General features: G+C 32.8%; 23 protein-coding genes. 12 read left to right on the forward strand and 11 right to left on the reverse strand.

All coding sequences use genetic code 11. The features are described from left to right. Nucleotides 1–222 precede the first annotated feature (222 nt). Both B0A57_RS04295 and B0A57_RS04305 read right to left on the reverse strand, forming a co-directional pair. Nucleotides 223–624 (reverse strand): RNA recognition motif domain-containing protein, encoded by a 402-nt coding sequence (locus tag B0A57_RS04295; protein WP_011962513.1) that lies wholly within the window; start codon nucleotides 622–624, stop codon nucleotides 223–225. Nucleotides 625–909: 285 nt separating this feature from the next. After that, nucleotides 910–1596: a DUF6252 family protein gene (locus B0A57_RS04305; RefSeq protein WP_034099119.1), complete on the reverse strand. Its 687-nt coding sequence runs from the start codon at nucleotides 1594–1596 to the stop codon at nucleotides 910–912. A gap of 187 nt (nucleotides 1597–1783) precedes the next feature. Between B0A57_RS04305 and B0A57_RS04310 the strand changes: the two genes are divergently transcribed. From B0A57_RS04310 to B0A57_RS04320, 3 genes are all read left to right on the forward strand, one after another. Next, nucleotides 1784–2326, forward strand: a complete 543-nt coding sequence (locus tag B0A57_RS04310; RefSeq protein ID WP_011962515.1) for a 30S ribosomal protein S16 — start codon at nucleotides 1784–1786, stop codon at nucleotides 2324–2326. A gap of 16 nt (nucleotides 2327–2342) precedes the next feature. Beyond that, nucleotides 2343–2867, forward strand: coding sequence for a ribosome maturation factor RimM (gene rimM, locus B0A57_RS04315; protein WP_011962516.1), 525 nt, complete (start codon nucleotides 2343–2345; stop codon nucleotides 2865–2867). A 129-nt stretch (nucleotides 2868–2996) separates the two neighbouring features. Beyond that, nucleotides 2997–3701 (forward strand): tRNA1(Val) (adenine(37)-N6)-methyltransferase, encoded by a 705-nt coding sequence (locus B0A57_RS04320; protein WP_011962517.1) that lies wholly within the window; start codon nucleotides 2997–2999, stop codon nucleotides 3699–3701. 188 nt (nucleotides 3702–3889) lie between these two features. On the opposite strand, the gene B0A57_RS04325 is transcribed toward B0A57_RS04320, so the two are convergent. From B0A57_RS04325 to B0A57_RS04350, 6 genes are all read right to left on the reverse strand, one after another. After that, nucleotides 3890–5068: an acyl-CoA dehydrogenase family protein gene (locus B0A57_RS04325; protein ID WP_011962518.1), complete on the reverse strand. Its 1179-nt coding sequence runs from the start codon at nucleotides 5066–5068 to the stop codon at nucleotides 3890–3892. A gap of 133 nt (nucleotides 5069–5201) precedes the next feature. Continuing rightward, nucleotides 5202–5777 carry a guanylate kinase gene (gene gmk, locus B0A57_RS04330; RefSeq protein WP_011962519.1) on the reverse strand — a complete coding sequence of 192 codons (576 nt, stop codon included), beginning with the start codon at nucleotides 5775–5777 and terminating at the stop codon, nucleotides 5202–5204. A 22-nt stretch (nucleotides 5778–5799) separates the two neighbouring features. Beyond that, on the reverse strand, nucleotides 5800–6297 hold the full coding sequence (locus B0A57_RS04335; RefSeq protein WP_038465997.1) for a MepB family protein: 498 nt from the start codon (nucleotides 6295–6297) through the stop codon (nucleotides 5800–5802). Between the two features lie 24 nt (nucleotides 6298–6321). After that, complete coding sequence (locus tag B0A57_RS04340) at nucleotides 6322–7182, reverse strand: YicC/YloC family endoribonuclease (RefSeq protein WP_011962521.1); 861 nt, start codon at nucleotides 7180–7182, stop codon at nucleotides 6322–6324. Between the two features lie 298 nt (nucleotides 7183–7480). Further along, complete coding sequence (locus B0A57_RS04345; protein ID WP_034099114.1) at nucleotides 7481–8359, reverse strand: DMT family transporter; 879 nt, start codon at nucleotides 8357–8359, stop codon at nucleotides 7481–7483. Next, a complete protein-coding gene (locus B0A57_RS04350; protein ID WP_034099111.1) occupies nucleotides 8352–8708 on the reverse strand; it encodes an arsenate reductase family protein in 357 nt (118 codons plus the stop codon). The genes B0A57_RS04345 and B0A57_RS04350 overlap by 8 nt, the downstream gene beginning before the upstream one ends. Before the next feature lie 229 nt (nucleotides 8709–8937). On the opposite strand from B0A57_RS04350, the gene B0A57_RS04355 reads away from it, so the two are divergent. Both B0A57_RS04355 and B0A57_RS04360 read left to right on the forward strand, forming a co-directional pair. After that, entirely contained in the window at nucleotides 8938–9393 is a 456-nt protein-coding gene (locus B0A57_RS04355) for a DinB family protein (protein WP_034099110.1), read from the forward strand. Nucleotides 9394–9580: 187 nt separating this feature from the next. Beyond that, a complete protein-coding gene (locus B0A57_RS04360) occupies nucleotides 9581–10729 on the forward strand; it encodes a cystathionine gamma-synthase (protein ID WP_011962525.1) in 1149 nt (382 codons plus the stop codon). A gap of 100 nt (nucleotides 10730–10829) precedes the next feature. Here B0A57_RS04360 and B0A57_RS04365 read toward each other — a convergent pair whose 3' ends face one another. The 3 genes from B0A57_RS04365 to B0A57_RS04375 form a co-directional block, all read right to left on the reverse strand. Next, nucleotides 10830–11180, reverse strand: a complete 351-nt coding sequence (locus tag B0A57_RS04365) for a toxin-antitoxin system YwqK family antitoxin (RefSeq protein WP_011962526.1) — start codon at nucleotides 11178–11180, stop codon at nucleotides 10830–10832. A 208-nt stretch (nucleotides 11181–11388) separates the two neighbouring features. Continuing rightward, the gene (locus B0A57_RS04370; RefSeq protein WP_034099108.1) at nucleotides 11389–12600 is read right to left on the reverse strand and encodes a hypothetical protein; all 1212 of its coding nucleotides are present in this window, start codon (nucleotides 12598–12600) and stop codon (nucleotides 11389–11391) included. A 189-nt stretch (nucleotides 12601–12789) separates the two neighbouring features. After that, nucleotides 12790–15624, reverse strand: a complete 2835-nt coding sequence (locus tag B0A57_RS04375; protein ID WP_034099106.1) for a TonB-dependent receptor — start codon at nucleotides 15622–15624, stop codon at nucleotides 12790–12792. Nucleotides 15625–15804: 180 nt separating this feature from the next. Here B0A57_RS04375 and B0A57_RS04380 point away from each other — a divergent pair, with 180 nt between their 5' ends. The 7 genes from B0A57_RS04380 to pstB all read left to right on the forward strand — a co-directional run bounded on the left by B0A57_RS04380 (nucleotide 15805) and on the right by pstB (nucleotide 22842). Continuing rightward, nucleotides 15805–16491, forward strand: a complete 687-nt coding sequence (locus tag B0A57_RS04380) for a response regulator transcription factor (protein WP_011962529.1) — start codon at nucleotides 15805–15807, stop codon at nucleotides 16489–16491. Beyond that, nucleotides 16492–17556, forward strand: a complete 1065-nt coding sequence (locus tag B0A57_RS04385) for a sensor histidine kinase (RefSeq protein WP_034099104.1) — start codon at nucleotides 16492–16494, stop codon at nucleotides 17554–17556. It abuts the gene before it with no gap. 120 nt (nucleotides 17557–17676) lie between these two features. After that, a complete protein-coding gene (locus B0A57_RS04390; RefSeq protein WP_034099103.1) occupies nucleotides 17677–19014 on the forward strand; it encodes a porin in 1338 nt (445 codons plus the stop codon). Between the two features lie 19 nt (nucleotides 19015–19033). Continuing rightward, nucleotides 19034–19867, forward strand: a complete 834-nt coding sequence (locus B0A57_RS04395; protein WP_034099101.1) for a phosphate ABC transporter substrate-binding protein — start codon at nucleotides 19034–19036, stop codon at nucleotides 19865–19867. Between the two features lie 90 nt (nucleotides 19868–19957). Next, nucleotides 19958–21109 (forward strand): phosphate ABC transporter permease subunit PstC, encoded by a 1152-nt coding sequence (pstC, locus tag B0A57_RS04400; protein WP_034099099.1) that lies wholly within the window; start codon nucleotides 19958–19960, stop codon nucleotides 21107–21109. 3 nt (nucleotides 21110–21112) lie between these two features. Further along, nucleotides 21113–22057 carry a phosphate ABC transporter permease PstA gene (gene pstA / locus B0A57_RS04405; protein WP_038466001.1) on the forward strand — a complete coding sequence of 315 codons (945 nt, stop codon included), beginning with the start codon at nucleotides 21113–21115 and terminating at the stop codon, nucleotides 22055–22057. Between the two features lie 26 nt (nucleotides 22058–22083). Further along, entirely contained in the window at nucleotides 22084–22842 is a 759-nt protein-coding gene (gene pstB / locus B0A57_RS04410) for a phosphate ABC transporter ATP-binding protein PstB (RefSeq protein ID WP_011962535.1), read from the forward strand. Nucleotides 22843–22916 lie beyond the last annotated feature (74 nt).

Genomic DNA, 22916 nt, shown 5'->3' on the forward strand with positions numbered 1-22916 from the left:
TTTCTAAAACAATCAGACAAATCAAAATGTCTGTAAATTTAATTTTTCATTGTTTATACTTTTGCATCTTCTATTTCATTACTCATTGAAGTTGTTTAAACTTTTTGCACAATTACAAAAATACATTTTATGTAGTTGTTTGTCAATTTTAGTTATTAACAAACATAAAAAAAAACCATCTCTATAGAGATGGTTTGATATATTTTTTGAAAATAAGTTAGATTAGTATCCGCCTCTGTTTCCACCACGGTCGTTAGAACCACCACCACGGCTGTTCCCACCACCATTGTAACCACCACGAGAATCACCACCACGGCTGTTTCCACCACCATAACCACCACCACTTGGGCGACTGTTATTGAAGCTTTTTCTTTCACCTTCTGGTTTTGGCTCTGATTTGTTTACAACAATAGCACGTCCGTCAACAGTTGCACCATTTAACTCATCGATAGCTTTTTGACCTTCTTCGTCATTTGGCATTTCAACAAAACCAAATCCTTTACTTCTACCTGTAAATTTATCAGTAATAATTTTTACTGATTCTACAGCACCGTAAGCCTCGAAAGACTCTCTTAAATCTGCTTCCTCGATACTCCAAGGAAGGCTTCCAACAAAAATGTTCATATATTATATTTATTATATTAGTACAAAGGTAAGTTATTAATATTCTAAATTGCATGATGTTAAGCTTTTATTTTAAAATAAACTCTTTTTCAGTGCTTTAGAAGTGTAAATGCTTGTGGTTAATGCTTCCTTTTATAAGAATTTTATTCTTTTAAAACTCATTATTTGGGTGTTGCTACAAGGGTTGGTTTTATATTGCAAACGAAGTTCGTTAAGCTTCAATAAAGATAAAAGGATGGTAAAATACTTAACGCAAAATGCTGTAATTAATAACGTTAGGTCTGATTATTTTACTGGAATCTTATAAAAAACACCATTCTGGCAACTAGCTATTTTTCTGTTTACGGCATCATAGGCTATAAATTTAAAATTGCCTGAAATTGTTGTTCCGTTATATTCGGTAATTGTAATTTCGCCATTACTTTTAGATACATTTTGTACGATAAATGTTGCGTTTGCATCTCCGCTAGCGATAGTTATTATATCTCCCGCCCTGTAGTTGTTTCCCATTGCATTTGTTGTAACGCTGGTAATTACTCCGTTTGTGTTTGCAATTATGTCAACTTTTAATCCAAATCCAGAACCGCCCACTGTGGGTACAAGGCTTGATGTTGTATAACCTGTTCCTCCTGTAGAAAGTGTGATCTTATTTACTGATGACGAAGCTATTCCGGTGGTGTAAATGAAATTCGAGGAAGCTTTTGTTACTGTATATGAAGCAAAATTTGAAGCGTCAGTAGTTCCTAAAACGTGTGTTCCTAATGTTGCCGAATTTAAATTTAGCGTTACATTTCCAGTGGCAAATCCTTTTATTGTCATCTCGCCAGAAGCACTTTTTGTAGCCGAAAAGTTGGTTGCTTTCCATATCGAATTGTCGATAAATCCTTGAAATGCTGGATTGTTAAATTCGACATTTTTTTCGCATGATGTTAATATGATAGCAGAAAGAAATAAAAATAGAACTTTTTTCATTTTTTTTAATTTAAAACTTAATTAATAGCTACAAAAATAACCGATTACAATTAGAAAACTAATAAACAGTAAAAATAATTAAAGTAAAAAGCAAAAAACGAATACTTTAGCTTTATCTATCGGAAAAAAATGTATATTTGCACCCTTAAATAACGAGGTCGAGTACCTCAAAATTAATCATAAGATTATGTCAGTAAAAATTAGATTACAAAGACACGGTAAAAAAGGAAAACCTTTTTACTGGGTAGTAGCTGCAGATGCACGCTCAAAAAGAGATGGTAAATACCTAGAAAAAATAGGTACTTACAACCCAAACACAAATCCTGCGACAGTAGATTTGAACCTTGATGCTGCCGTGAAATGGTTGCATAATGGAGCTCAGCCAACTGATACCGCTAGAGCAATTCTTTCTTACAAAGGTGCTTTATTAAAACACCACCTTGATGGAGGAGTTCGTAAAGGAGCATTAACACAAGATCAAGCCGATGCAAAATTAGCTACTTGGATTGAAGCTAAATCTGGAAAAGTTGACGCTAAAAAAGAAGGTTTAACTAAAGCACAATCTGATGCTAAAGCTAAAGCTTTTAAAGCTGAAACAGTTGCAAACGAAAAACGTATTGCTACACAAACTGAAGCGGCTAAAGCTTTAGAGGCTGTAGTTGAAGAAGCTACTACTGAAGAAGTTGTTGAAACTGCTACAGAAGAAGCTAACGAAGAAAAAGAAGCTTAATATTAAATTTGCAAAAATGCGTAAAGAAGACTGTTTCTACTTAGGTAAAATTGCAAAAAAATTTAGTTTCAAAGGGGAGGTTCTGGTCTATTTAGATACAGACGAACCTGAAATGTATGAAGATTTGGAATCAGTTTTTGTTGAAGTAAACAAAAATCTGGTTCCATTTTTTATTGAAAATAGCAACCTACATAAAGCTGATTTCCTTCGCGTTCGTTTTGAAGACGTAGATAATGAAGAAGAAGCTGATGCTATTATGAATTGCGAAGTATATCTTCCGCTAAAAATGTTGCCAAAACTTACAGGCAACAAATTCTATTTTCACGAAGTCATTGGTTTCGAAATCGAGGACAAACGTGTTGGTGTTTTTGGAAAAATTGTTTCTATAAATGATACTACCGCTCAGCCACTTTTTGAAGTTTTAAATGGAGAAGTAGAAATGCTAATCCCAATGATTGACCATTTTATTGTAAAAATAGATAGAGAAAACAAAAAAGTAGTAATGGATTTGCCAGAAGGACTAGTTGAAATGTATCTTTAGTTATACTTTTTAAGTTGTTATCCTTTATAATTAAATTAAAAACTTCAATATTTTTGAAGTCTGAAATTAGCAATCATTATCCAAACCCAAAATAGCGAACAAGCGAAGCAATATACAATTACCAATTTTATGTTCTCATTCAAACAATTTTCTGTTCAGCAAGACAAAACGGCCATGAAAGTTGGGACTGATGGTGTTTTACTTGGTGCTTGGACCCCTATAAATCATAACCCGATTTCTATTTTAGATATAGGAGCAGGAACAGGTCTAATTGCTCTAATGCTGGCGCAACGTACTTCTGCTGTGCAAATTGATGCTTTGGAAATTGATGAAGAAGCTTACGAGCAAGCGACTGATAATTTTGAGAACTCTCCTTGGAGTGATCGTTTGTTTTGTTATCATGCAGGTTTAGATGAATTTGTCGAAGAGCCAGAAGATGAGTATGATTTAATCGTTTGTAATCCGCCATTTTATGCAGAAAATTATAAAACCAATAGCGAACAACGAGATTTGGCTCGTTTCTCAGATGCCATGCCTTTTGAAGAACTAATTGAAGCTGCAGATTTATTGCTGTCTGAAAACGGAATTTTGTCCGTTATAATTCCGTACAAAGAAGAAGAAAAATTCGTCACTTTAGCTAATGAATTTGAGTTATATCCTATAAAAATAACCCGAGTAAAAGGAACGCCAACTTCTGAAACCAAACGTAGTTTGTTAGTGTTTAGTAGAAACAAACAAAATTGTGAACAAGATATATTAGTTATCGAAACTGATCGGCATGTTTATACTAAAGAATATATTGCATTAACCAAGGGCTTTTATTTGAAAATGTAAATTTCTAATACCTTTAGTAAATATCAAAATAAAAATAAACACCTATTTTTTCGCAGTATTAAATTTAGGAGATGATTTTTTTTCGTTTTCTGAAAACAGTTATATATTTGCTAGAAATTACAACTTATAGGACGAACAATTTTTGATTAAAAAAACCCAACTAAAAGCTGGGTTTTTTAAAAATTATCTTATTTGAAAGCTGGAATTCCGGTAATATCCATACCTGTAATAAGTAAGTGAATATCATGAGTTCCCTCATAAGTAATTACGCTTTCTAGATTCATCATGTGGCGCATGATAGAATATTCTCCAGTAATTCCCATTCCTCCAAGGATTTGGCGTGCTTCACGGGCAATGTTTATTGCCATGTCTACATTATTTCTTTTAGCCATCGATATTTGAGCAGTTGTTGCTCTTCCTTCGTTTCTTAAAACGCCTAATCGCCAAGTTAGTAATTGTGCTTTTGTGATTTCGGTAATCATTTCAGCTAATTTCTTTTGTTGTAATTGTGTTCCAGCAATAGGTTTGTCAAACTGAATACGCTCTTTTGCGTAGCGCAAAGCGGTGTCATAACAGTCCATAGCTGCTCCAATAGCACCCCAAGCGATACCGTAACGAGCAGAATCAAGACAGCCAAGTGGTGCCCCTAATCCAGATTTGTTTGGTAATAAGTTTGCTTTAGGTACTTTTACATTATCAAATATTAATTCTCCTGTTGCCGAAGCACGCAGTGACCATTTGTTGTGTGTTTCTGGAGTAGAAAAACCTTCCATTCCTCTTTCTACGATAAGACCGTGAATTCTTCCTTCTTCATTTTTTGCCCAAACTACAGCGATATCTGCAAACGGCGCATTCGAAATCCACATTTTTGCACCATTCAATAAATAGTGGTCGCCCATGTCTTTATAGTTAGTAATCATGCTTCCTGGATCTGATCCGTAATTTGGTTCGGTTAAACCAAAACAACCAATGAATTCTCCAGTAGCTAATTTTGGTAAATATTTCATTCTTTGCTCTTCATTTCCGTATTTCCAAATAGGATACATCACTAATGATGATTGTACAGATGAAGTAGAACGAACGCCAGAATCTCCACGCTCAATTTCTTGCATGATTAATCCGTAAGAAATTTGGTCTAATCCAGCTCCTCCATATTCTACAGGGATATATGGGCCGAAACCGCCTATTTCGCCTAACCCTTTTACAATTTGTTTAGGGAATTCTGCTCTTTGTGCAAAATCTTCAATAATTGGAGATACTTCTTTCTTAACCCAGGCACGCGCAGCGTCACGGACTAATTTATGTTCTTCAGACAATAAGTCGTCTAATAAGTAATAATCAGGAGATTGGAATAAATCTGGTTTCATTGTAATGGTTTTTTTAAATCGATACAAATTTACATAAAGATAGTTTAATTATGAATTAAAAATCACGAATTACCATAAAAAAAGCAAATATATGCTAGATTTTAGGGTGTTGAGATTTTAGGGCTTGTGGCTTTTATTGTTCTTTTAAAAAGTTTTTTACTAATTCGTAAGCATCTACTTTTGCTACATCTAAGTCGTAATTTTTGATGATTTTGTCAAATTGTGGTGCTGTTGCTAATTCTACAGATGCTTTAGCAATGCGCATATTTATTTTGTCCTCGCTTTCGGTAGAACGTTTTTTGAGGCGAATTTTTAACTCATCTATGCTTGGTGGTTTTACGAAAACGGCCAATGTTTCTTGTTGAAATTTCGATTTTATTCGCAAGCCACCAGACACATCAATATCAAAAATTACATTTTTTCCTTTTGCCCAAATGCGTTCGACTTCACTTTTTAGTGTTCCGTAAAAATTATCGCGATATACTTCTTCCCATTCTACAAATTCCTCGGCTTTAATATGCTTTTTGAAATCTTCGAGCGAAATAAAATAATAATCTTTTTCGTTTGTTTCTTCGCCTCTTGCCTCACGAGTGGTACAGGAAACAGAAAATTCTAGATTTAAATCTTCTTGGTTTAATAAATGTCTAACGATGGTTGTTTTTCCAGAACCTGAGGGTGCTGAGAATACTAGTAATTTTCCTTTGTTCATTGTAATGTTTTTTATTTACTTTCTATTGAAAATAAAGTGTTTTAGCATGATTGATGTTTATTTTTTTATCGAAAGGAATTTCTAAAAAATAATCCAATTGCCATTTTTGTGTTTTTTGAGCCTGTTTGTTTTCTGTTTTGTCCCAAGGCGGATAAACTCGAATGGCTCTTTTTCCTTCTTTTTTGTCTGAAACTATTCCTTTTTCTATTAAAACTGATTTTGGAAATACAAACTGACCAAATCGTTTTTCTGTTTTTACATTTATTACAAATAAATCTATATGATCAGAAATTTCGAAAGGCTCAATAGAATTTTTATTTTTTTTTCGTTTCCATAAAGTTACAAATTGACCAACTTTAGTTGGCGTAATTTTTGCTTGACGAAACAAAATTTTTAGATTATTAATCTCAAATCGGTGTGCAAAATATTCTGCACTTTCTTTTTCGATTTTAATATTTGATAATTCAAAACCGCATTTGTTGTAAAGCGAGTTTTTGGTATCAATTAAAATGGAATTCATATAAATAAATCTATTGTCATTTGTCTAAAGCACATTCAGCACCTGCTCCTTAATTTTTTCCAACTCATCTTTCATCATCACGACCAGTTTTTGCATTCCAGCATGGTTAGATTTAGATCCCAATGTGTTTATTTCTCGTCCCATTTCTTGAGTAATAAATCCTAATTTTCTACCATTGGCTTCGCTTCCGTTGATGGTTTCTAAGAAATAATCTAGATGGTTGTTTAGGCGAACTCGTTCTTCGGTTACATCTAATTTTTCTAGATAATATATGAGTTCTTGCTCAAATCTGTTCTCGTCGATATTTACTTTTAGCTCTGTGATGGCTGTTTGTAATTTGTCTTTAATGTTCTGAATTCTCTCATGGTCTAGTGAGATAGCTTCTTGTAGATACTGGCGGATGTTGGCTATTCTTAGCGTGAATTCTTTTTCTAAAGATTTTCCTTCTGCTTCACGGAAATTTAGAATGTTGTTTAAGGCTTTAATGATTACTTTTTGAATTTCTGTCCATTCGTTTTCGTCTATTTCCTCACGTTCGGTTTTTAAGGCATCGGGCATTCTAACTGCCATTTTCATGAGTTCGGTTTCATCTGCATTAACTAAAATAGCACGCATTTGATTCATGTATGCTTTTACGATTGGTGCATTTACTTTTGTCGATGTTTCCTCGCCAGTTACTTCGATAAATAATGAAAAATCGATTTTTCCTCGTTCTAATTGTTGTGCAATTTGGTTGCGTAAACTTAATTCCATCTCACGATATACAGATGGCATTCTAGTATTTAAATCTAAACCTTTGCTGTTTAACGATTTTACTTCGACTGTTATTTTTTTGGTTGGTAATTGCAAAGATGCTTTGCCAAAACCGGTCATGGATTGTATCATATTTTTTTATAAAGGTGTAAAGATAATAAAAAGTGATTAGTGTTAGCTATTAGTAAAAAGTGATTAATAATTATATGACGCTCTGCAACTTGTGCTAAGTTATTCTTTTGATGACGAATTGTACAAATTAACACGAATTTTTTCGATACCCGTAAATAGAGATTTGTGTTAATTTGTGTAATTCGTGGCGACCTTTTTTTTGTTTTTTAACACTTGGTATTAATTGCGTATCTAAAAATAATTAAGTTTGTTTTTAGGTATGCAAAAAAAAAACTATTGGCTTTTTACTAATTATTTTTCATTTTTTTTGCGTTACTAAATAAACGCCCGAAAAAATTAATAAAGCCGAACCTATTTTTATCACATTCAATTCGTCTTTTCCTAAACCAATAGCAAATATTGTGGCAAATAAAGGTTGTAAATAAATGAAAACGGCTACTGTTGTAGGTTTGAGTTCTTTCATAGAAAGTAAATTTAATAAATAAGTTAAGAATGTCGAAAAGATCACGACAAAACTTATTTTGTAAAAAATGGTTACAGGAAGATTTGACCAATTTACAGCTTGAAATTCAGTATATCCGAAAGGTAAAACCATGAGAAGTCCAAATAAATATATCCACTTTACAAACGAAAAAGCATTGTATTTATCCATGAGTTTCTTCACTATAATTAGGTAAAAACCGTAAGAAACAGCATTGATAAAAATTAATAAATTTCCCAAACCAGCTTTCGGGGCATTATTCATCGATTTTCCATACAAAATAAGAAATAATGTTCCTGTTAAGCCTAAGATTAAGCCTATAATTTTTTTGGTTTTCATTCTTTCTTTTATCAAAATAGCCGATAAAACAAGAACAATCATAGGAGTTGTAACCATAATTACGGCTCCCATAATAGGCGAGGTATAACTTAATCCTTTAAAAAAAGTAAGCATATTGAGTGCCACACCAAAAAATGCTGCGGCTATAATTCTAGGAAAATCTGCTTTGTCTATTTTTTCTGTTTTAATAAACAAAGAGATTAACCAAAAAAGCAAGGTTGTACCGCCAACACGAAGTAAAATAAAACCAAAAGCATCTATGTGTTTTGGCATCACATCTTTAGCAATGGTAAAAGTTACACCATATATTATAGAAACAATTGTGGCGCCAATAAGGGCTAGGTTTCTTTTAGACACTTGTCATGGCTTTGGTTAATTTGAGAATGTTGGGTTGTGTGTTTCCAATATAAATTTCATGATTAAGCATAACAACAGGACGACTCAAAAAGGTATAATGTTCTAGAAGATATTTCTTATAATCGGTCTCGGTTAGATTTTTGTTTTTCAAATCCATCGATTTATATAATTGTGCTTTCTTACTAAAAAGCGACTCGTAGCTTCCAGAAAGTTGGTACATTTCTTCAAGGTCTGTTTCCGAAATGGGATTCTGGCGAATATCAATATAATTTAATTTATTAGCATTAGGCAGCCCTTTTATAATTTTTCGGCACGTGTCGCAAGAAGCGAGATAGTATATTTTGTTCATAATTTTTTAATTGAAAATGCAAAGTAACTTCATTTAAAACACAAATTTGATTAAATTTATAGAAATATTTATGTTTGCTGCTTTGCGGATTACATTTTATTTCTGCCACAAATTAGCAGATTTTAAATTTTTAAGTGAAACAAGTTATTTGTGTCATTATAATATATATAAATTTGCGAATTTGCGGCAAACGATAGCCTAATAAATTGATATTTAATAACAGACACATATGCAAACAACTTTTGAAATTAACCAATCTAGCAGAAATGTATTGCTACAATTTCTAGAAAACCATTCTTTAGCACAGCTGAATAAAGTTCCGGAAGGATTTGCTAACAACCTCATTTGGAACATAGGCCATGTTGTAACCGCACAGCAAATGTTAGTTTACAAGCTCTCGGGATTGCCTATGATGATTTCGGACGAAATGGTTGAAACTTACAAAAAAGGAACAAAGCCAGAAAGAGAAATTACACAAGAAGAAGTAAATGAGCTTAAGAAGTTACTGTTTTCAACCTTAGAACAAACAAAAAATGATTTTGCAAACGATATATTTGATAATTATATGGAATTTACTACAGGTATTGGTTTTACGGTAAAAAGCGCAAAATCTGCTATGGAATTTAATAATTACCACGAAGGATTACATACAGGAATTATCATGCAGATTAAGAAGTTTGTTTAGGAGCTAATTGCACTTTACACTTCAATTTTTTTTTAAAGGAAAAAGAAAAAGGATTTCCGTTTCAAACGAAGTTCACTGAACTCAAATAAAAATAAGAGATATGGGAAGTAATCGGGGCTAAAAAATAGTTAAACTTCATAATTTTGCTAAGAATAAAAAGTAAATTTGCATCTTAAAAACTAATATAATGAAATTTAATACAAAAGTTATACACGGTGGTCAGCACCACGATCCAAGTACTGGGGCAGTAATGCCACCAGTTTATCAAACATCAACCTTTGTGCAAACCAGTCCAGGGCAACCCTTAAATCCTGATTACGAGTATTCTCGTGCCGCAAATCCAACACGATCTGCCCTAGAAAATGCTTTGGCAAGTATCGAAAACGGAACACGAGGTTTGGCTTTTTCTTCAGGATTAGCGGCTACCGATTGTGTTTTGCGTTCGTTTAAAGCGGGCGACGAAATCATTGCGATGGACGATTTGTACGGCGGAACATACAGAATGTTTACTCGTATTTATGCTAATTCAGGAATCAAATTTCATTTTGTAGATATGAATGATTTAGAGAATTTCGAATCATTAATTAACGAAAATACTAAGTTAGTTTGGGTAGAAACACCAACCAATCCACTGATGAAAATTGCTGATATTGCCGAAATTGCAAAAATTACAAAAAAGCATAAAATACTTTTTGCAGTAGATAATACTTTTGCAACACCTTATTTGCAAAAACCTTTAGATTTAGGGGCAGATATTGTAATGCATTCTGCAACAAAATATTTAGGAGGACATTCTGATGTTATTGCAGGCGCATTAATCGTGAAAGACGAGGAATTAGGAAGTCAATTGCATTTTCAGCAATTTGCAACAGGAGCAACGTTAGGGCCAATGGATAGTTTTCTGGTTCTTAGAGGAATAAAAACATTGCATCTTCGTGTGCAACGCCATTGTGAAAACGGAGCAAAAGTGGCTGAATTTTTGTTAAATCATTCGAAAATAGAAAAAGTATATTATCCAGGGTTGCCTTCTCATCCGTACCACGATATTGCAAAAAAGCAAATGATTGGTGGTTTTGGTGGTATGGTAACTTTTACTTTCAAATCTGGTAAAAAAGAGGAGGCTATTTCGTTTTTAGAAAAAGTAAAAGTCTTTACGCTAGCAGAATCTCTTGGTGGTGTAGAATCTTTGGCAAATCATCCCGCTTTGATGACACATGCTTCAATCCCAGAAGATAAAAGAAAAGAAATAGGAATTACAGACGATTTAGTAAGACTAAGTGTTGGGGTAGAAGATGCCGAGGATTTAATTGCCGATTTAAAACAAGCTTTGTTGTAAAATAATCGACTTGTGTGTTTGTAAAAAATGCCGAGATTAAATAATCTCGACATTTTTTGTATGATAATTTTTTCAGTTAGAGAAAGAGAGTTTTGTGTTTTTAATTAGTTCTTTGTACTAATGCTTCTTTAGACCATCTTTGTACTTCAGCAATTTTATTGTTAGCGTAATCAACTTCGTTTAATGTGTTTTTATTCCAAAAAAACCATTTTCCAGTTTTTACGCCATTATTATACTCGCCTTGGGCTATTTTTTCTCCTAATTCTGAAAATGAAACCCATTTTCCTTCAACTTTTCCGTCTTTATAAAAACCAATTTGTTTTATATGTCCGTTATCATAATAATAAGTGGTTTTAATTAAATTTCCTTCAATTTCATATCTTGGTTCGATAGGTTGAGCAAAAACAATTCCTGACAACATCAATACGGTTAATAGTATGTACTTTTTCATGGTTTTTATTTTTAGAGTTGATAATTAATTTCATATCAAATATATAAAATTTTTTACATAAAAAACACAGTAACTTAACTATTTAGTAACATGTATTAAAAATTTAACATTTGTTTTGTTTATTTCGTATAAAAAAACGGCTACAAGAAGTTGTAGCCGTTTATTAATTTATGATAAAAGAATATTTATCTGTTTTGCGAGTTTGTGTTTATGGTATTAAGTTTACACCATTTACTGTAGACCAAGATCCAGTAACTAATGAGCTACAACCTGTTGCCGAAGCACTAGTTGACCAATTTGTACCTGGAAATGATACTGATATAGATGCTGATCTTCCAATTGGAGTTATAATATTAGTGTTTGTAACTTTAACATTTGTAACTTTAATTTTAGATGCGTTTACTTGATTTGTATTTGTAGTAGCCTCCTCAATTCTAACAACAGCACCTTCAAAAGTAACCGCTGGTGTTGCAGTGGTTGTTAAACCAGTGTAACCGTCTATTATTATGTTGTTAAAGAATCCGTTTCCTTCTCTCTTAAATTGGAAAGCATCAACTTGATTGTCATCTATTTCAGAACGACATCCAGCGGCTCTTTTTAGAGTAATGTTTGTTACTACGGGATAGTATGCGTTGTTGTTTGCTGAAGATTCTATTTCCATTCCGTAGTTTCCTTTTCCAGTTTGGTATGCGTACCAGTTTGAATTGTTTTGACCTTGCCATCCGTCTTGCCAGTCGAACGCATCATCATAGTTTCCGTAAGAGATTAGGTTCGTAGCGCTAACTGTTCCGCCAAAAAACTCATATCCGTCATCGGCACCTTTGTATGATACTAAATGGTCTAGTTTTGTTCCAGATCCGCAAGAATAAAATGTAAAGCCGTTATTTTCTTTAACACCAGAAGCTAATTGTGATCCAGCATATTCTACACGAGCATAATTTAATGAACCCCCATTGTGAGCAGGATTTGTTCCTCCATATACTATATTGTTACCATCTTCGGAAGTAGATGTTGTAGCACCACCAGCAGCATTTATTGGCGCATCACCGTATATGATAATTCCTCCCCATTTTCCAGGAATCTGAGATTTTTCTGTAAAAACTACTGGGTTAGAAGCTGTCCCGTTTATGTTTAATTTACCTCCGTTTAGTACTACTAATGCGTTGTCTACTGCAACAGTTTTGTCGCAAGTAATTGTTGATCCAGCATCGAATGTTACGGTTACTCCTGGGTTTATTTTTACAATTCCAACCAAGGTGTAGTTTCCGTATGCGTAAGTAATATTTGATGCAATTGTGCCTGTAATTGTGCCAGAAGCAGGAGCAGCAGCAACAGGAATTGCTATGGGGTCGTCATTGTTACTTGAGCAACCTGTAAAGATTAAAGCTATGATGCTTAAGCTAAAAATTAATTTTTTCATTTTGTTGTTTGTTTTATATTGTTTTCACAAAAATACTTCGACATACTTTTATAAAAGTTATCTAAATATTATATGATAGTTATGTAAATTGAATTAAAACATCAATATAACGTTAAGCAAATAAGGTGTTTTTTAGTCATAAAAAAAGCACTGAAATTTCAGTGCTTTAAGATTTAATAATTTTGTTTTTTAGAAGGTGTAGCCTAAATTTAGACCAAAACCAATTCCTTTTTTGTAGCTATCACTAATTAAAGAAGGTTCGTTTATTTTGATAACTCCAGCGCTACCAAATTCACGGTTTCTAGAAGGGTTTAATAAATTAGTGGCAGAGAATTTAACATCAAAATGATCGGATAATTTGCTTCCCCAAACAAAGTCTAATTGCTGATATGGCAATTCGTAAGTGTTGTCTTGTTTGTTTGTTCCTATGGCATAAATTCTTTTCGAGAAAACAGAATACACTAATGAGATTGTGTTGCTCCATTTTTTATCGAAATCGAACTGATATTTTAAATCGGAATTTAAAATCCATTTAGAGGCTCCTTGTAGTTCTCTTGATTGATAGGTTTCTCTAGAGGGAATATTGTAGGTTATATTCCCGTCTTCATCTTGAGAATCATAAGTTGGACTAACTTTAACTTTGGTCGACATTAATGTAGCATTAAATCCTAAAGAAAAATCTGACAAATTTTTATTTATTCTTTCTAAATCTAATATAAATTCGGCTTCGGCTCCGTAAATATTTGCCAAATCAGAATTTAAAAAAGTAGTTACCGTAGCAGTGGTAGCATTAGATACGTAAGTTCTCTCTATAGGATTTTTTATGTATTTTGTAAATATACCAAGGCTAAACATTTCTTTTGATGTTGGGAAGATTTCAAATTTTAAATCAGCATTATAATTATCACTGTTTTTTAATAACGAATTTCCTTGTATAGATGTACCATCTGCATTCAAATAAGTTAAAGGAAAGGCTTCCATAATTACTGGTTTTGTATAAGTTTTACTAGTTGCAAAACGAATATTTGCTTTGTCAGAAACGCCATATTTTAAGTTTAGTGAAGGCAAGAAATATATTTTATCATATTTTCTAGTTTCAAAAGGAGCGGTTTGCATGCCTAGTTTCCTAAATTTTGTTTCACGGTTACTTTTCTCTACTCTTAAGCCACCATTTATTTCCCATTTGTTATTAAATTTAAGTAATAAATTTAAGTAACCAGCATTAGTAAATTCGTTAAGCTTTACTTTGTAAGTCGCATTCGAATTTTCGATATTAAATAAATATGGAGCGTCAGGGCCATTTGCAATAACATCTCTATCTATTAAATCATTATTAATATGCGTATCTATACTATTTATATTTGTAGTAAATCCAGTTAAATTAGATTGTGTTGCAATGAATCTATAAGAACTTTCCATTGCTGAGGTGTTGCCGTTATATCCTAAAATTATTTTATTTTGCTTTTCTTTATTTCCAAATTTATAACTATATTCTGCTAATCCTGAAAGAAATTTGTTTCCGTCGATAGATAAATATTGATGCGAAAAATTTGTTGCGCCATAAAATGTAGTTATGTTATTATTATTGAGGCTTCCAGAAAAAGATTTTCTGTCTGGTTGGCTATATTTTGTGTTTGCAAAAGAAAACCCAGTTCTAAATATTTGACTTTTATCTTTAGCTAAAGCATATTCTCCAAGTAATTGAGCGTTCAAATAATCAGTTTTTGTAAGCTGATTGGTTCTAATAATATGATTTGGATCATCAGTCTTACGGTCAACAACACCAAATTGATCTTTTATAGAATTTTCTGTTGTTTTAATATAGAAAGTATTTAAAGATAATTTGATTCGTTGTGTGTTATAATTTAACCCCAATAATGTAGTTGCCGAGGTTTTGTATAAATATTCAGTTGCCATAAAATCGTTTGAAAATTTGTATCCAGTAAGGTCATTGTTTATTGTTCTTTCTATTCCAGATTTTACGGCATATTTATTATCAAAATTTAATGAAATTAAGTACGAAAAATTACGCTCGTTTTTTAAATTAAATTTTTCTGAATGTAAGAAACCAATACTGGTGTTTAAAGGGCTTTTTGTTTCGGTGGCATTAAAACCACTTTTAAAATATTTTCGAGATTCTTCAGTTGTAAAGGTATGGCTGAGAGGAGTACTTCCTACAATACTTGGTAATTCTCTATCCTTTCCATTAAATCCAAAAAAACCTTTTGTGTTATTGGCCTCCTCTGAAATTAAAAAATTATTTAAATTATTATTGGTTGTAAAACTTGTACCAATATTTAATTTGGTAATACTTTTTGCTCCCTTTGAGGTTTGAATATTAAAAGTTCCTCCTGCAAAATCCCCGTAAATATTAGGATTGAAAGTTTTATATACATCTATAATGCTTACAATATCTGTTGGAAATAAATCTAGAGGAATAATTTTTGTAAACGGATTGTTTGTAGGTGCTGCTAAGTCGTTAATTAATAAGTTGTTGTAACGATCTTCTAGTCCCCGAACAAATAGTCCTCGAGAATCTACCTTACTAATTCCTGTAATTTTTGTTAAACCAGCTTCAACATCGCTAACTCCTTTTCGTGACATTTCTTGGGACCCTATACTCTGTTTAATTTCAACAGCTTTCTTCTGGTCTAGCAATAAGGCCGTTTCTTTTTCCCTGCTTATTGTAGATTTTATAACCACATCTTCCATAGTAACACTGCCTGAACCAATGCTTTGGCTAATTGTTTTTTTCTCATTATTAGTAATGCTAAACAATACCGATTTCGATTCATAACCAAGAAAACTAAAAACAATTTCGTGATTTCCAGTCGGCACATCAATCGTGTATTTTCCAGTTGCATCAGTCGTAGTAGCAATTAATGTCCCTTTTATATTAACATTTGCAAAAGGAAGTGGTTCGTTTTTCAAATCCTTGTCTAAAACAAAACCAGATACAGTAGCGTTTTGAGCAAAAATACTCGTGGTAATTAGTAGAAGTAAAAAAGTAATAGAAAATTTCATCGTAATTGTATTTTTATTTTTGCAAAGGAAACCCCACTAAGTAAAGTTTGTGTTATAGGATTATTACGATTTTGTTTTATATATGTTAACTAAATGTTACTATATTAAATTTATGTAATCTTGATTTTTTTAGTTTAAAATATATTTACATTTACATCATAAAAAAAGCTAATTTTCAATATGAAAAAGAAAGAAATAAGGATTTTACTTGTAGATGACGAGCCAGATGTATTAGAAATTGTAGGTTATAACTTATCGCAAGAAGGATATCAAATTTTTACTGCCGAAAACGGAAAAGAAGCAGTTCAGAAAGCAAAAAAACACAATCCACATCTTATTATTATGGATGTTATGATGCCAGAAATGGACGGAATGGAGGCGTGTGAAATTATTAGAAAAGTACCCGAACTAAACAATGTTATTATTACTTTTCTTACTGCCAGGAACGAAGACTATTCGCAAGTAGCAGGATTTGATGCTGGTGCCGATGATTATATTGCCAAACCCATAAAACCAAAACTATTGGTTAGTAAGGTAAAAGCTTTATTGCGAAGAATAAAAGAAGAGGAAAGCCCAAAAAGTGAAACTCTAATTATAGGCGATATCGAAATAAATCGAGAAGAATATAATGTAATAAAAGACGGTGTTGAAATTATTTTGCCTCGCAAAGAATTTGAATTGTTTTATTTACTTGCTTCAAAACCAGGAAAAGTTTTTAAGCGAGAAGAAATACTAGATAAAGTTTGGGGCTCCGAAGTTGTAGTTGGCGGAAGAACTATCGATGTTCATATACGAAAACTAAGAGAAAAAATAGGAGACGAATATTTTAAAACAACCAAAGGAATAGGTTATAAATTCGAGTTGTAAATGAATTTTAATTTCAAAAAAACATACAAATTTGCTGTAATATCAGCATTGTATATAACGATTTTTGCAGCTGGCCTTTTTTGTTTACTCGATTGTTTTTTTATGAAATTAAAAACTAATAACTTAATTTTAGTGGCTTCTGTATTTAGTATTTCAATTTATATTTTTGCTCTTTTTTTGATGCAATATCGCACCGAAAAATTTATTTATCAAAGGGTTAAAAAATTGTATGAAGAAATTTCGTTTTTAGACACAAACTCTATTTTAAACCAGCCTGTAAACAGCGATTTGTCTCAAATTACTACCCAAGTACAACAATTTGCAGCCAATAAAAAACTAGAAATAGAATCCCTAAATGATCGAGAAGAATTTAGACGAGAATTTTTAGGAAACGTTTCGCACGAACTTAAAACTCCCTTGTTTACAGTTCAAGGCTATATTTCGACCTTGCTAGATGGCGCGATGAAAGACAAGATTATTCGTAAAAAATATTTAGAACGTGCCGAAAAAGGAGTAGAGCGACTTATATATATCGTAGAAGACCTAGATACAATTGCAAAGTTAGAAATAGCTGAAGGAAGAATCGAAATGACTAATTTTGACATAATAAGCCTAATTCAGGGTGTATTTGACTTACTCGAAATGAAAGCAAATAAAAAAGAAATCATGCTTTCCTTCGATTCTAAATACCATAAACCCATTATGGTTTTGGGTAACTACGAAAAAATACAGCAAGTAGTTACAAATCTCGTTGAAAACTCTATAAAATACGGAAAAATAGGTGGTTCGACCGAAATAGGAGTAGAAGAAGTCATTAATAACAAAATATTAATAAATGTAAAAGACAACGGAGAAGGAATAGAAAAACAAAATATTTCTAGACTTTTCGAACGTTTTTATAGAGTAGATAAAAGCGGGTCCCGTTCCGAAGGAGGCTCTGGGCTAGGTTTGGCGATAGTAAAACACATTATCGAGGCACACAACGAAAGGATATTTGTAGAAAGCAAATTTCGAGTAGGATCCGAGTTCTCATTTACACTTCAAAAAACAATTAACCAAAAATAAACCCTTTGTTTACAAGGGCTAAACCTGCATAACTTTAGATTTATGTATAGTTAATATTTGCTTAACAATTTAATAACATTACTAATCCATCTTTGTGGCTTAAAACAAGACAACTACAAGATGAAAAAACTATTATTACTATTATTAATCATTTCTCCTTGCTTGGCTAATGCCCAAGAAATTGTAAATGATACGATTAAAAAAGAGGTCTCTATCGATTCTCTTAAGCAAAGTTTAGACGAGCATACTATGAAATTTGGAGATATCGACGAAAGATTAGCCACAATAGAAAGTGATTTATCTAAATTAACAAAAATTAAATTATCTGGCTACATGCAGGTACAATATGATATGTACGATTTTCAAGATGATAAAGGACCTGTTTTAGGATCATCAGCACAAGCTCCAGTTACAAATTCATTTCACATAAGAAGAGCAAGGCTAAAATTTGCTTACGAAACAATAGAAGGTATAAAATTTGTTTTACAACCAGATTTTGCAGTAGATAAAGTTTCTTTAAAAGACGCTTACGTGGTTTTAAACGACCGATGGTTTATGCAAACTTATTCCTTGACATTCGGACAATTTAACAGAATAAATTATGATGTAGAGTTTTCTTCGGGTACCCGAGAGTTTCTAGAAAGAAGCAGAATGACAACTACACTTTATCCTAACGAACGTGATTTAGGAGCAAAGTTAGAAGCTAATTTTATGACAAAATACGAAATTCCGTTAAAATTACAATTGGCAATTTTTAATGGTAACTTCGGTCAAGGTGCAATAGCAAATCAAGTTCGAGATGTAGATAGCAATAAAGATGTAATGGCTCGCGCAACCTATTCTTTTCAATTTCCAAGCAAAGGTTTGGGTATAGATATTGGAGCACACGGTTATTTTGGATCAACAAAAGTTTTGCCACAAGCAGTAACAAATCCAGTAACACCGCCAGCAGTTTTTTCTGATCAAAACAACAATAATTTTACGCCAGTAGTTGGCACAACACTTAAAAAAGACTGGTTTGGTGTAGAAGCTCAAATTTATTATGACTTTCTAGGCGGAACCTCACTAAAAGGAGAATATATTTCAGGAACAATTTCGGGAAGTTCAAACCCGCTACAAACTTATACTGCTTTTGGGGCAAACAAAGTCAGAAAATTTGACGGTTTTTATCTTTCATTTACTAAAAACGTAGGAAAACATCTTCAAGCAGCCGTTAGATATGATAGTTTTGATCCAAATTCTAAACTCTCAGGAAGCAACATAACTAGAGCCGATGATTTAAAATATAATACTTGGACATTTGCTTGGCAATATTTTTATGACGAAAATGTAAAAATTATTTTAGGTTATACAATGCCAATTAATGAAAAAAGCGATTTGGTTGCGGGAGATTATGCAACTATAAATAAAGACAAAAAAGACAATATTTTTTCAATTAGATTACAAGCAAGATTTTAATAATTTAAAATAAAATTTTATGAAAACATCAAACATCAAATTAGCAGCAATTTTATTGGTCGTAATGACAATTGGATTTTCATTTACAACAGTAAATAAAATTACCATAAAAGGTTCAGATACCATGGTAATTTTGGCTCAAAAATGGGCAGAGGTTTATATGTCTAAAAGCCCAAGCACTGCCATTCAAGTTACAGGCGGGGGGTCTGGAGTTGGCCTTTCGGCATTAATAAACGGATCTACAGATATTGCCACTTCTTCACGACCACTGAAACAATCAGAATTAGAAAAAATAAAAGGTCGTTACGGAACTTTAGGGGTTGAAATTGCTTGTGCAAAAGATGGTATTACTATTTATTTAAATAAAGCAAACGGAGTTTCTGAATTGACTTTGAAAGAATTGTCTGATATTTATTCAGGGAAAATAACCAACTGGAACCAAGTTGGAGGCGCAAATGCAAATATCAAATTATACGGTCGTGAAAATAGTTCAGGAACTTATGTTTACTTTAAAGATAACGTAATCAAAAAAGATTATGCCTTAACTTGTCAAAGCTTACCAGGAACCGCAGCGATTGTAAATGCTGTAAAAAAAGACAAAAACGGAATAGGTTATGGTGGTGCAGCATTTGATAGTGGTGTAAAAGATTGTAAAGTTAAAAAAGAGGCCAATAGCCCTGCTCTTTTAGCAACGGAAGAAACTATTAGAAATAAAACATACCCAATCACGAGATATTTGTACCTATATTTAGCAACACGCCCAACGGGTGAAACCAAAAAATTTGTTGATTGGGTTTTAAGTACTGAAGGACAAAAAATAACATCGCAAGTTGGTTACTTTCCAGTAAAATAAATTTTAAGATTAAAAAACAAACCCACAGAAGGCTTTAAAAACGCTTAGGGTTTGTTTTTTAATTATTTTTTGATTTTTCAATTCAAATAAATGAAAACCAATATTCCAAATAATGATTTTTCTAAAGAAAGCCTAAAAAAACAATTTAGACTTTCTGAATTTCTTGCCGAGAAAATAATTTCGTCAGTTGCCTATACGTCGATTGCTATAATTGTATTAATTTTTGTCTTCGTTTTCAAAGAAGCATTGCCAATATTTAATTTTAGGAAAGCGAGCAAAGCTAAAACCGAAATATCAAATAACAATAATTTAAAACCAGAAACCTACGGAGCCGAAACCACCGAAGTATTAAAGCCTGAGGTTTACGGTACAGAAACCACAAGTGAATCCGCAACATTAAAACCAGAAACTTACGGAGATGTTGTTGCAAATGAAGCGCAACCTACCGAAGAAATAAGGGAATCTGAAAATCAAGGCGCAGACAATACTTGGAGTTCTTTCTTAACAACCGAATGGGTTCCTGTGTCAGACAATCCTCGTTTTGGTTTAATTGCCTTGCTTTTAGGAACACTAAAAGTCACCATAATTGCCATGTTATTTGCTGGACCATTGGGTGTTTTAGCTGCGCTTTATACATCGGCTTTTGCTTCAAAAAAAGCCAAAGAGATTATAAAACCACTTATCGAATTATTAGCCGCATTCCCATCGGTAGTTATTGGTTTTTTTGCTTTAATGATTTTAGCAACATTCTTTCAAGATGTTTTTGGTTACGAAACCAGGTTAAATGCTTTTGTAGGAGGAGTTGCCATGGCACTTGCCGCCATTCCAATTATTTATACAATATCTGAAGACGCACTTTCGGCAGTTCCTAAAACCTATACCGAAGCTAGTTTAGCTTTAGGCGCCAGCAAATGGCAAACAGCATTTTTTGTTACTTTGCCAGCGGCTATTCCTGGTATTTTTGCAGCAATTTTATTAGGAATTGGTAGGGTTTTTGGCGAAACCATGATTGCGCTAATGGCAACGGGAAATGCAGCATTAAATACTGCAAGTCCTTTCGAAAGTGTACGAACATTTGCAGCAACCATTGGCTCGGAAATGGCAGAAACTGTTTTTGGAGACACCCATTACAGTGTATTGTTTTTTATAGGTTCGTTACTTTTCATTTTCTCTTTTGGATTAAATGCATTGGCAGAATTTTATGTAAAAGGGAAATTAATTAAGAAAATTCAAGGTAAATAAATCATGAGTACAACTACAACCGAAGAAAAAAGCTTGTTCTTTTCAAGGAATACTAAATCATCTGACTTAAAAGGACGATTAATCATTGGTGCTACACTCGCTGCCGTAATCCTTATTATTGCTGTTTTGTTTCTAATCATTGGCATTATTGTTTACAATGGTTCAGATATGTTTTCTTGGGAATTCATCAGCTCTTTTCCAACCGATGGTATGACAAAAGGAGGGATTCTTCCTGCTATTATAGGTACATTTATCTTGGTAATCGTCATGTCGCTTGCAGCAGTTCCCTTCGGAACGATAACAGCACTTTATCTGACCGAATATGCGGCAGAGAATTCTAAATTTGCGGCCGCTGTAAGATTCTCAGTTAGAACATTGGCAGTTGTACCTTCCATTATATTCGGATTATTCGGACTAGGTTTCTTTATTCAATTTATAGGAGCAGGAATAGATAATACTTTCAATGATGGGCAATTACATTGGGGACAACCTAATATTTTATGGGCGAGTTTAACCATGGCCTTATTAACGTTGCCTGTTATTATCGTATCGGTCGAAGAGGCTTTAAAAACAGTACCAAGAGAATTGCGTGAAGCTAGTTTGGCTTTAGGCGCAACAAAATGGCAAACCATAAGAAAAGTAGTTTTACCCGAATCTATTTCTGGAATTATGACAGGAACAATCCTCGCAGTGAGTAGAGGAGCAGGAGAAGTTGCTCCTATTTTATTTACAGGAGCAGCATATTATTTAGCTACTTTACCAAAATCAGTGAGCGATCAGTTTATGAATTTAGGTTATCACATTTATATCATGTCGACACAATCGTCCGATGTTGAGAAAACAATGCCTATACAATTTGCAACCACATTAGTATTATTAATGCTTACCATATCGTTAAATATTGTAGCAGTAATAATCCGTTCAAGAATTAGAAGAAAGAAAATCTAAGTTTTTTCAAAACACACACAATAGAAATGAAAGACATAAAAATAGAAGTAAATAAATTATCCTTATATTACGGAGAAAAATTAGCATTAAATGAAATTTCGATGCAAATTCCTCGCAACAAAGTTACCGCATTAATAGGACCGTCAGGTTGTGGAAAATCTACATTTTTAAGAAGTATCAATAGAATGAATGATTTGATACCAAGTGTAAGAATCACCGGAGAAATGCTTGTAGAAGGCGTAAATATTTATGACAAAGATGTAGATGTTGTAAATATTAGAAAAAAAATAGGAATGGTTTTTCAAAAATCGAACCCATTTCCAAAATCTATTTATGAAAATATCGCTTACGGACCAAGGATAAACGGAATAAAAGACAAAACACAATTAGATGAAATTGTAGAAACATCATTGCGACAAGCAGCCATTTGGGATGAGGTAAAAGACAGGTTGGGCGATTCTGCCATGGGAATGTCTGGAGGACAACAACAACGTTTGTGTATTGCAAGAACATTGGCGGTAAGCCCAGATATTGTATTAATGGATGAGCCTGCGAGTGCACTCGACCCAATTTCTACTTCAAAAATTGAAGAATTAGTACATCAATTAAAAGAGCAATACACGATAATTATTGTAACACACAATATGCAACAAGCAGCAAGAACTAGCGATTATACAGCTTTCTTTTATTTAGGAGAATTAATAGAGATAGACAAAACAAAATCTATTTTTACAAAACCATCAAAAAAACAAACAGAAGATTATATAACAGGAAGATTCGGATAAAAAAGTTTAAAAGTTTATGAGTTTAAAAGGTTAGTGTCATGACATTAAACTTTCTAAGCTTTCTAAACTTTCTA

This window comes from Flavobacterium psychrophilum DSM 3660 = ATCC 49418 (assembly GCF_002217405.1).
Taxonomy (GTDB): domain Bacteria; phylum Bacteroidota; class Bacteroidia; order Flavobacteriales; family Flavobacteriaceae; genus Flavobacterium; species Flavobacterium psychrophilum.

Bases quoted from the DNA above. Each gene is read 5' to 3' on its own strand.
- B0A57_RS04340 (WP_011962521.1), bottom strand. From the start codon at position 7,182: ATGATACAATCCATGACCGGTTTTGGCAAAGCATCTTTGCAATTACCA.
- B0A57_RS04360 (WP_011962525.1), top strand. From the start codon at position 9,581: ATGAAATTTAATACAAAAGTTATACACGGTGGTCAGCACCACGATCCA.
- pstB (WP_011962535.1), top strand. From the start codon at position 22,084: ATGAAAGACATAAAAATAGAAGTAAATAAATTATCCTTATATTACGGA.
- B0A57_RS04390 (WP_034099103.1), top strand. From the start codon at position 17,677: ATGAAAAAACTATTATTACTATTATTAATCATTTCTCCTTGCTTGGCT.
- gmk (WP_011962519.1), bottom strand. From the start codon at position 5,777: ATGAACAAAGGAAAATTACTAGTATTCTCAGCACCCTCAGGTTCTGGA.
- B0A57_RS04355 (WP_034099110.1), top strand. From the start codon at position 8,938: ATGCAAACAACTTTTGAAATTAACCAATCTAGCAGAAATGTATTGCTA.
- rimM (WP_011962516.1), top strand. From the start codon at position 2,343: ATGCGTAAAGAAGACTGTTTCTACTTAGGTAAAATTGCAAAAAAATTT.
- B0A57_RS04325 (WP_011962518.1), bottom strand. From the start codon at position 5,068: ATGAAACCAGATTTATTCCAATCTCCTGATTATTACTTATTAGACGAC.
- B0A57_RS04335 (WP_038465997.1), bottom strand. From the start codon at position 6,297: ATGAATTCCATTTTAATTGATACCAAAAACTCGCTTTACAACAAATGC.
- B0A57_RS04320 (WP_011962517.1), top strand. From the start codon at position 2,997: ATGTTCTCATTCAAACAATTTTCTGTTCAGCAAGACAAAACGGCCATG.
- B0A57_RS04365 (WP_011962526.1), bottom strand. From the start codon at position 11,180: ATGAAAAAGTACATACTATTAACCGTATTGATGTTGTCAGGAATTGTT.
- B0A57_RS04310 (WP_011962515.1), top strand. From the start codon at position 1,784: ATGTCAGTAAAAATTAGATTACAAAGACACGGTAAAAAAGGAAAACCT.
- B0A57_RS04375 (WP_034099106.1), bottom strand. From the start codon at position 15,624: ATGAAATTTTCTATTACTTTTTTACTTCTACTAATTACCACGAGTATT.
- B0A57_RS04370 (WP_034099108.1), bottom strand. From the start codon at position 12,600: ATGAAAAAATTAATTTTTAGCTTAAGCATCATAGCTTTAATCTTTACA.
- B0A57_RS04305 (WP_034099119.1), bottom strand. From the start codon at position 1,596: ATGAAAAAAGTTCTATTTTTATTTCTTTCTGCTATCATATTAACATCA.
- B0A57_RS04295 (WP_011962513.1), bottom strand. From the start codon at position 624: ATGAACATTTTTGTTGGAAGCCTTCCTTGGAGTATCGAGGAAGCAGAT.
- pstA (WP_038466001.1), top strand. From the start codon at position 21,113: ATGAGTACAACTACAACCGAAGAAAAAAGCTTGTTCTTTTCAAGGAAT.
- B0A57_RS04350 (WP_034099111.1), bottom strand. From the start codon at position 8,708: ATGAACAAAATATACTATCTCGCTTCTTGCGACACGTGCCGAAAAATT.
- B0A57_RS04395 (WP_034099101.1), top strand. From the start codon at position 19,034: ATGAAAACATCAAACATCAAATTAGCAGCAATTTTATTGGTCGTAATG.
- B0A57_RS04380 (WP_011962529.1), top strand. From the start codon at position 15,805: ATGAAAAAGAAAGAAATAAGGATTTTACTTGTAGATGACGAGCCAGAT.
- B0A57_RS04385 (WP_034099104.1), top strand. From the start codon at position 16,492: ATGAATTTTAATTTCAAAAAAACATACAAATTTGCTGTAATATCAGCA.
- pstC (WP_034099099.1), top strand. From the start codon at position 19,958: ATGAAAACCAATATTCCAAATAATGATTTTTCTAAAGAAAGCCTAAAA.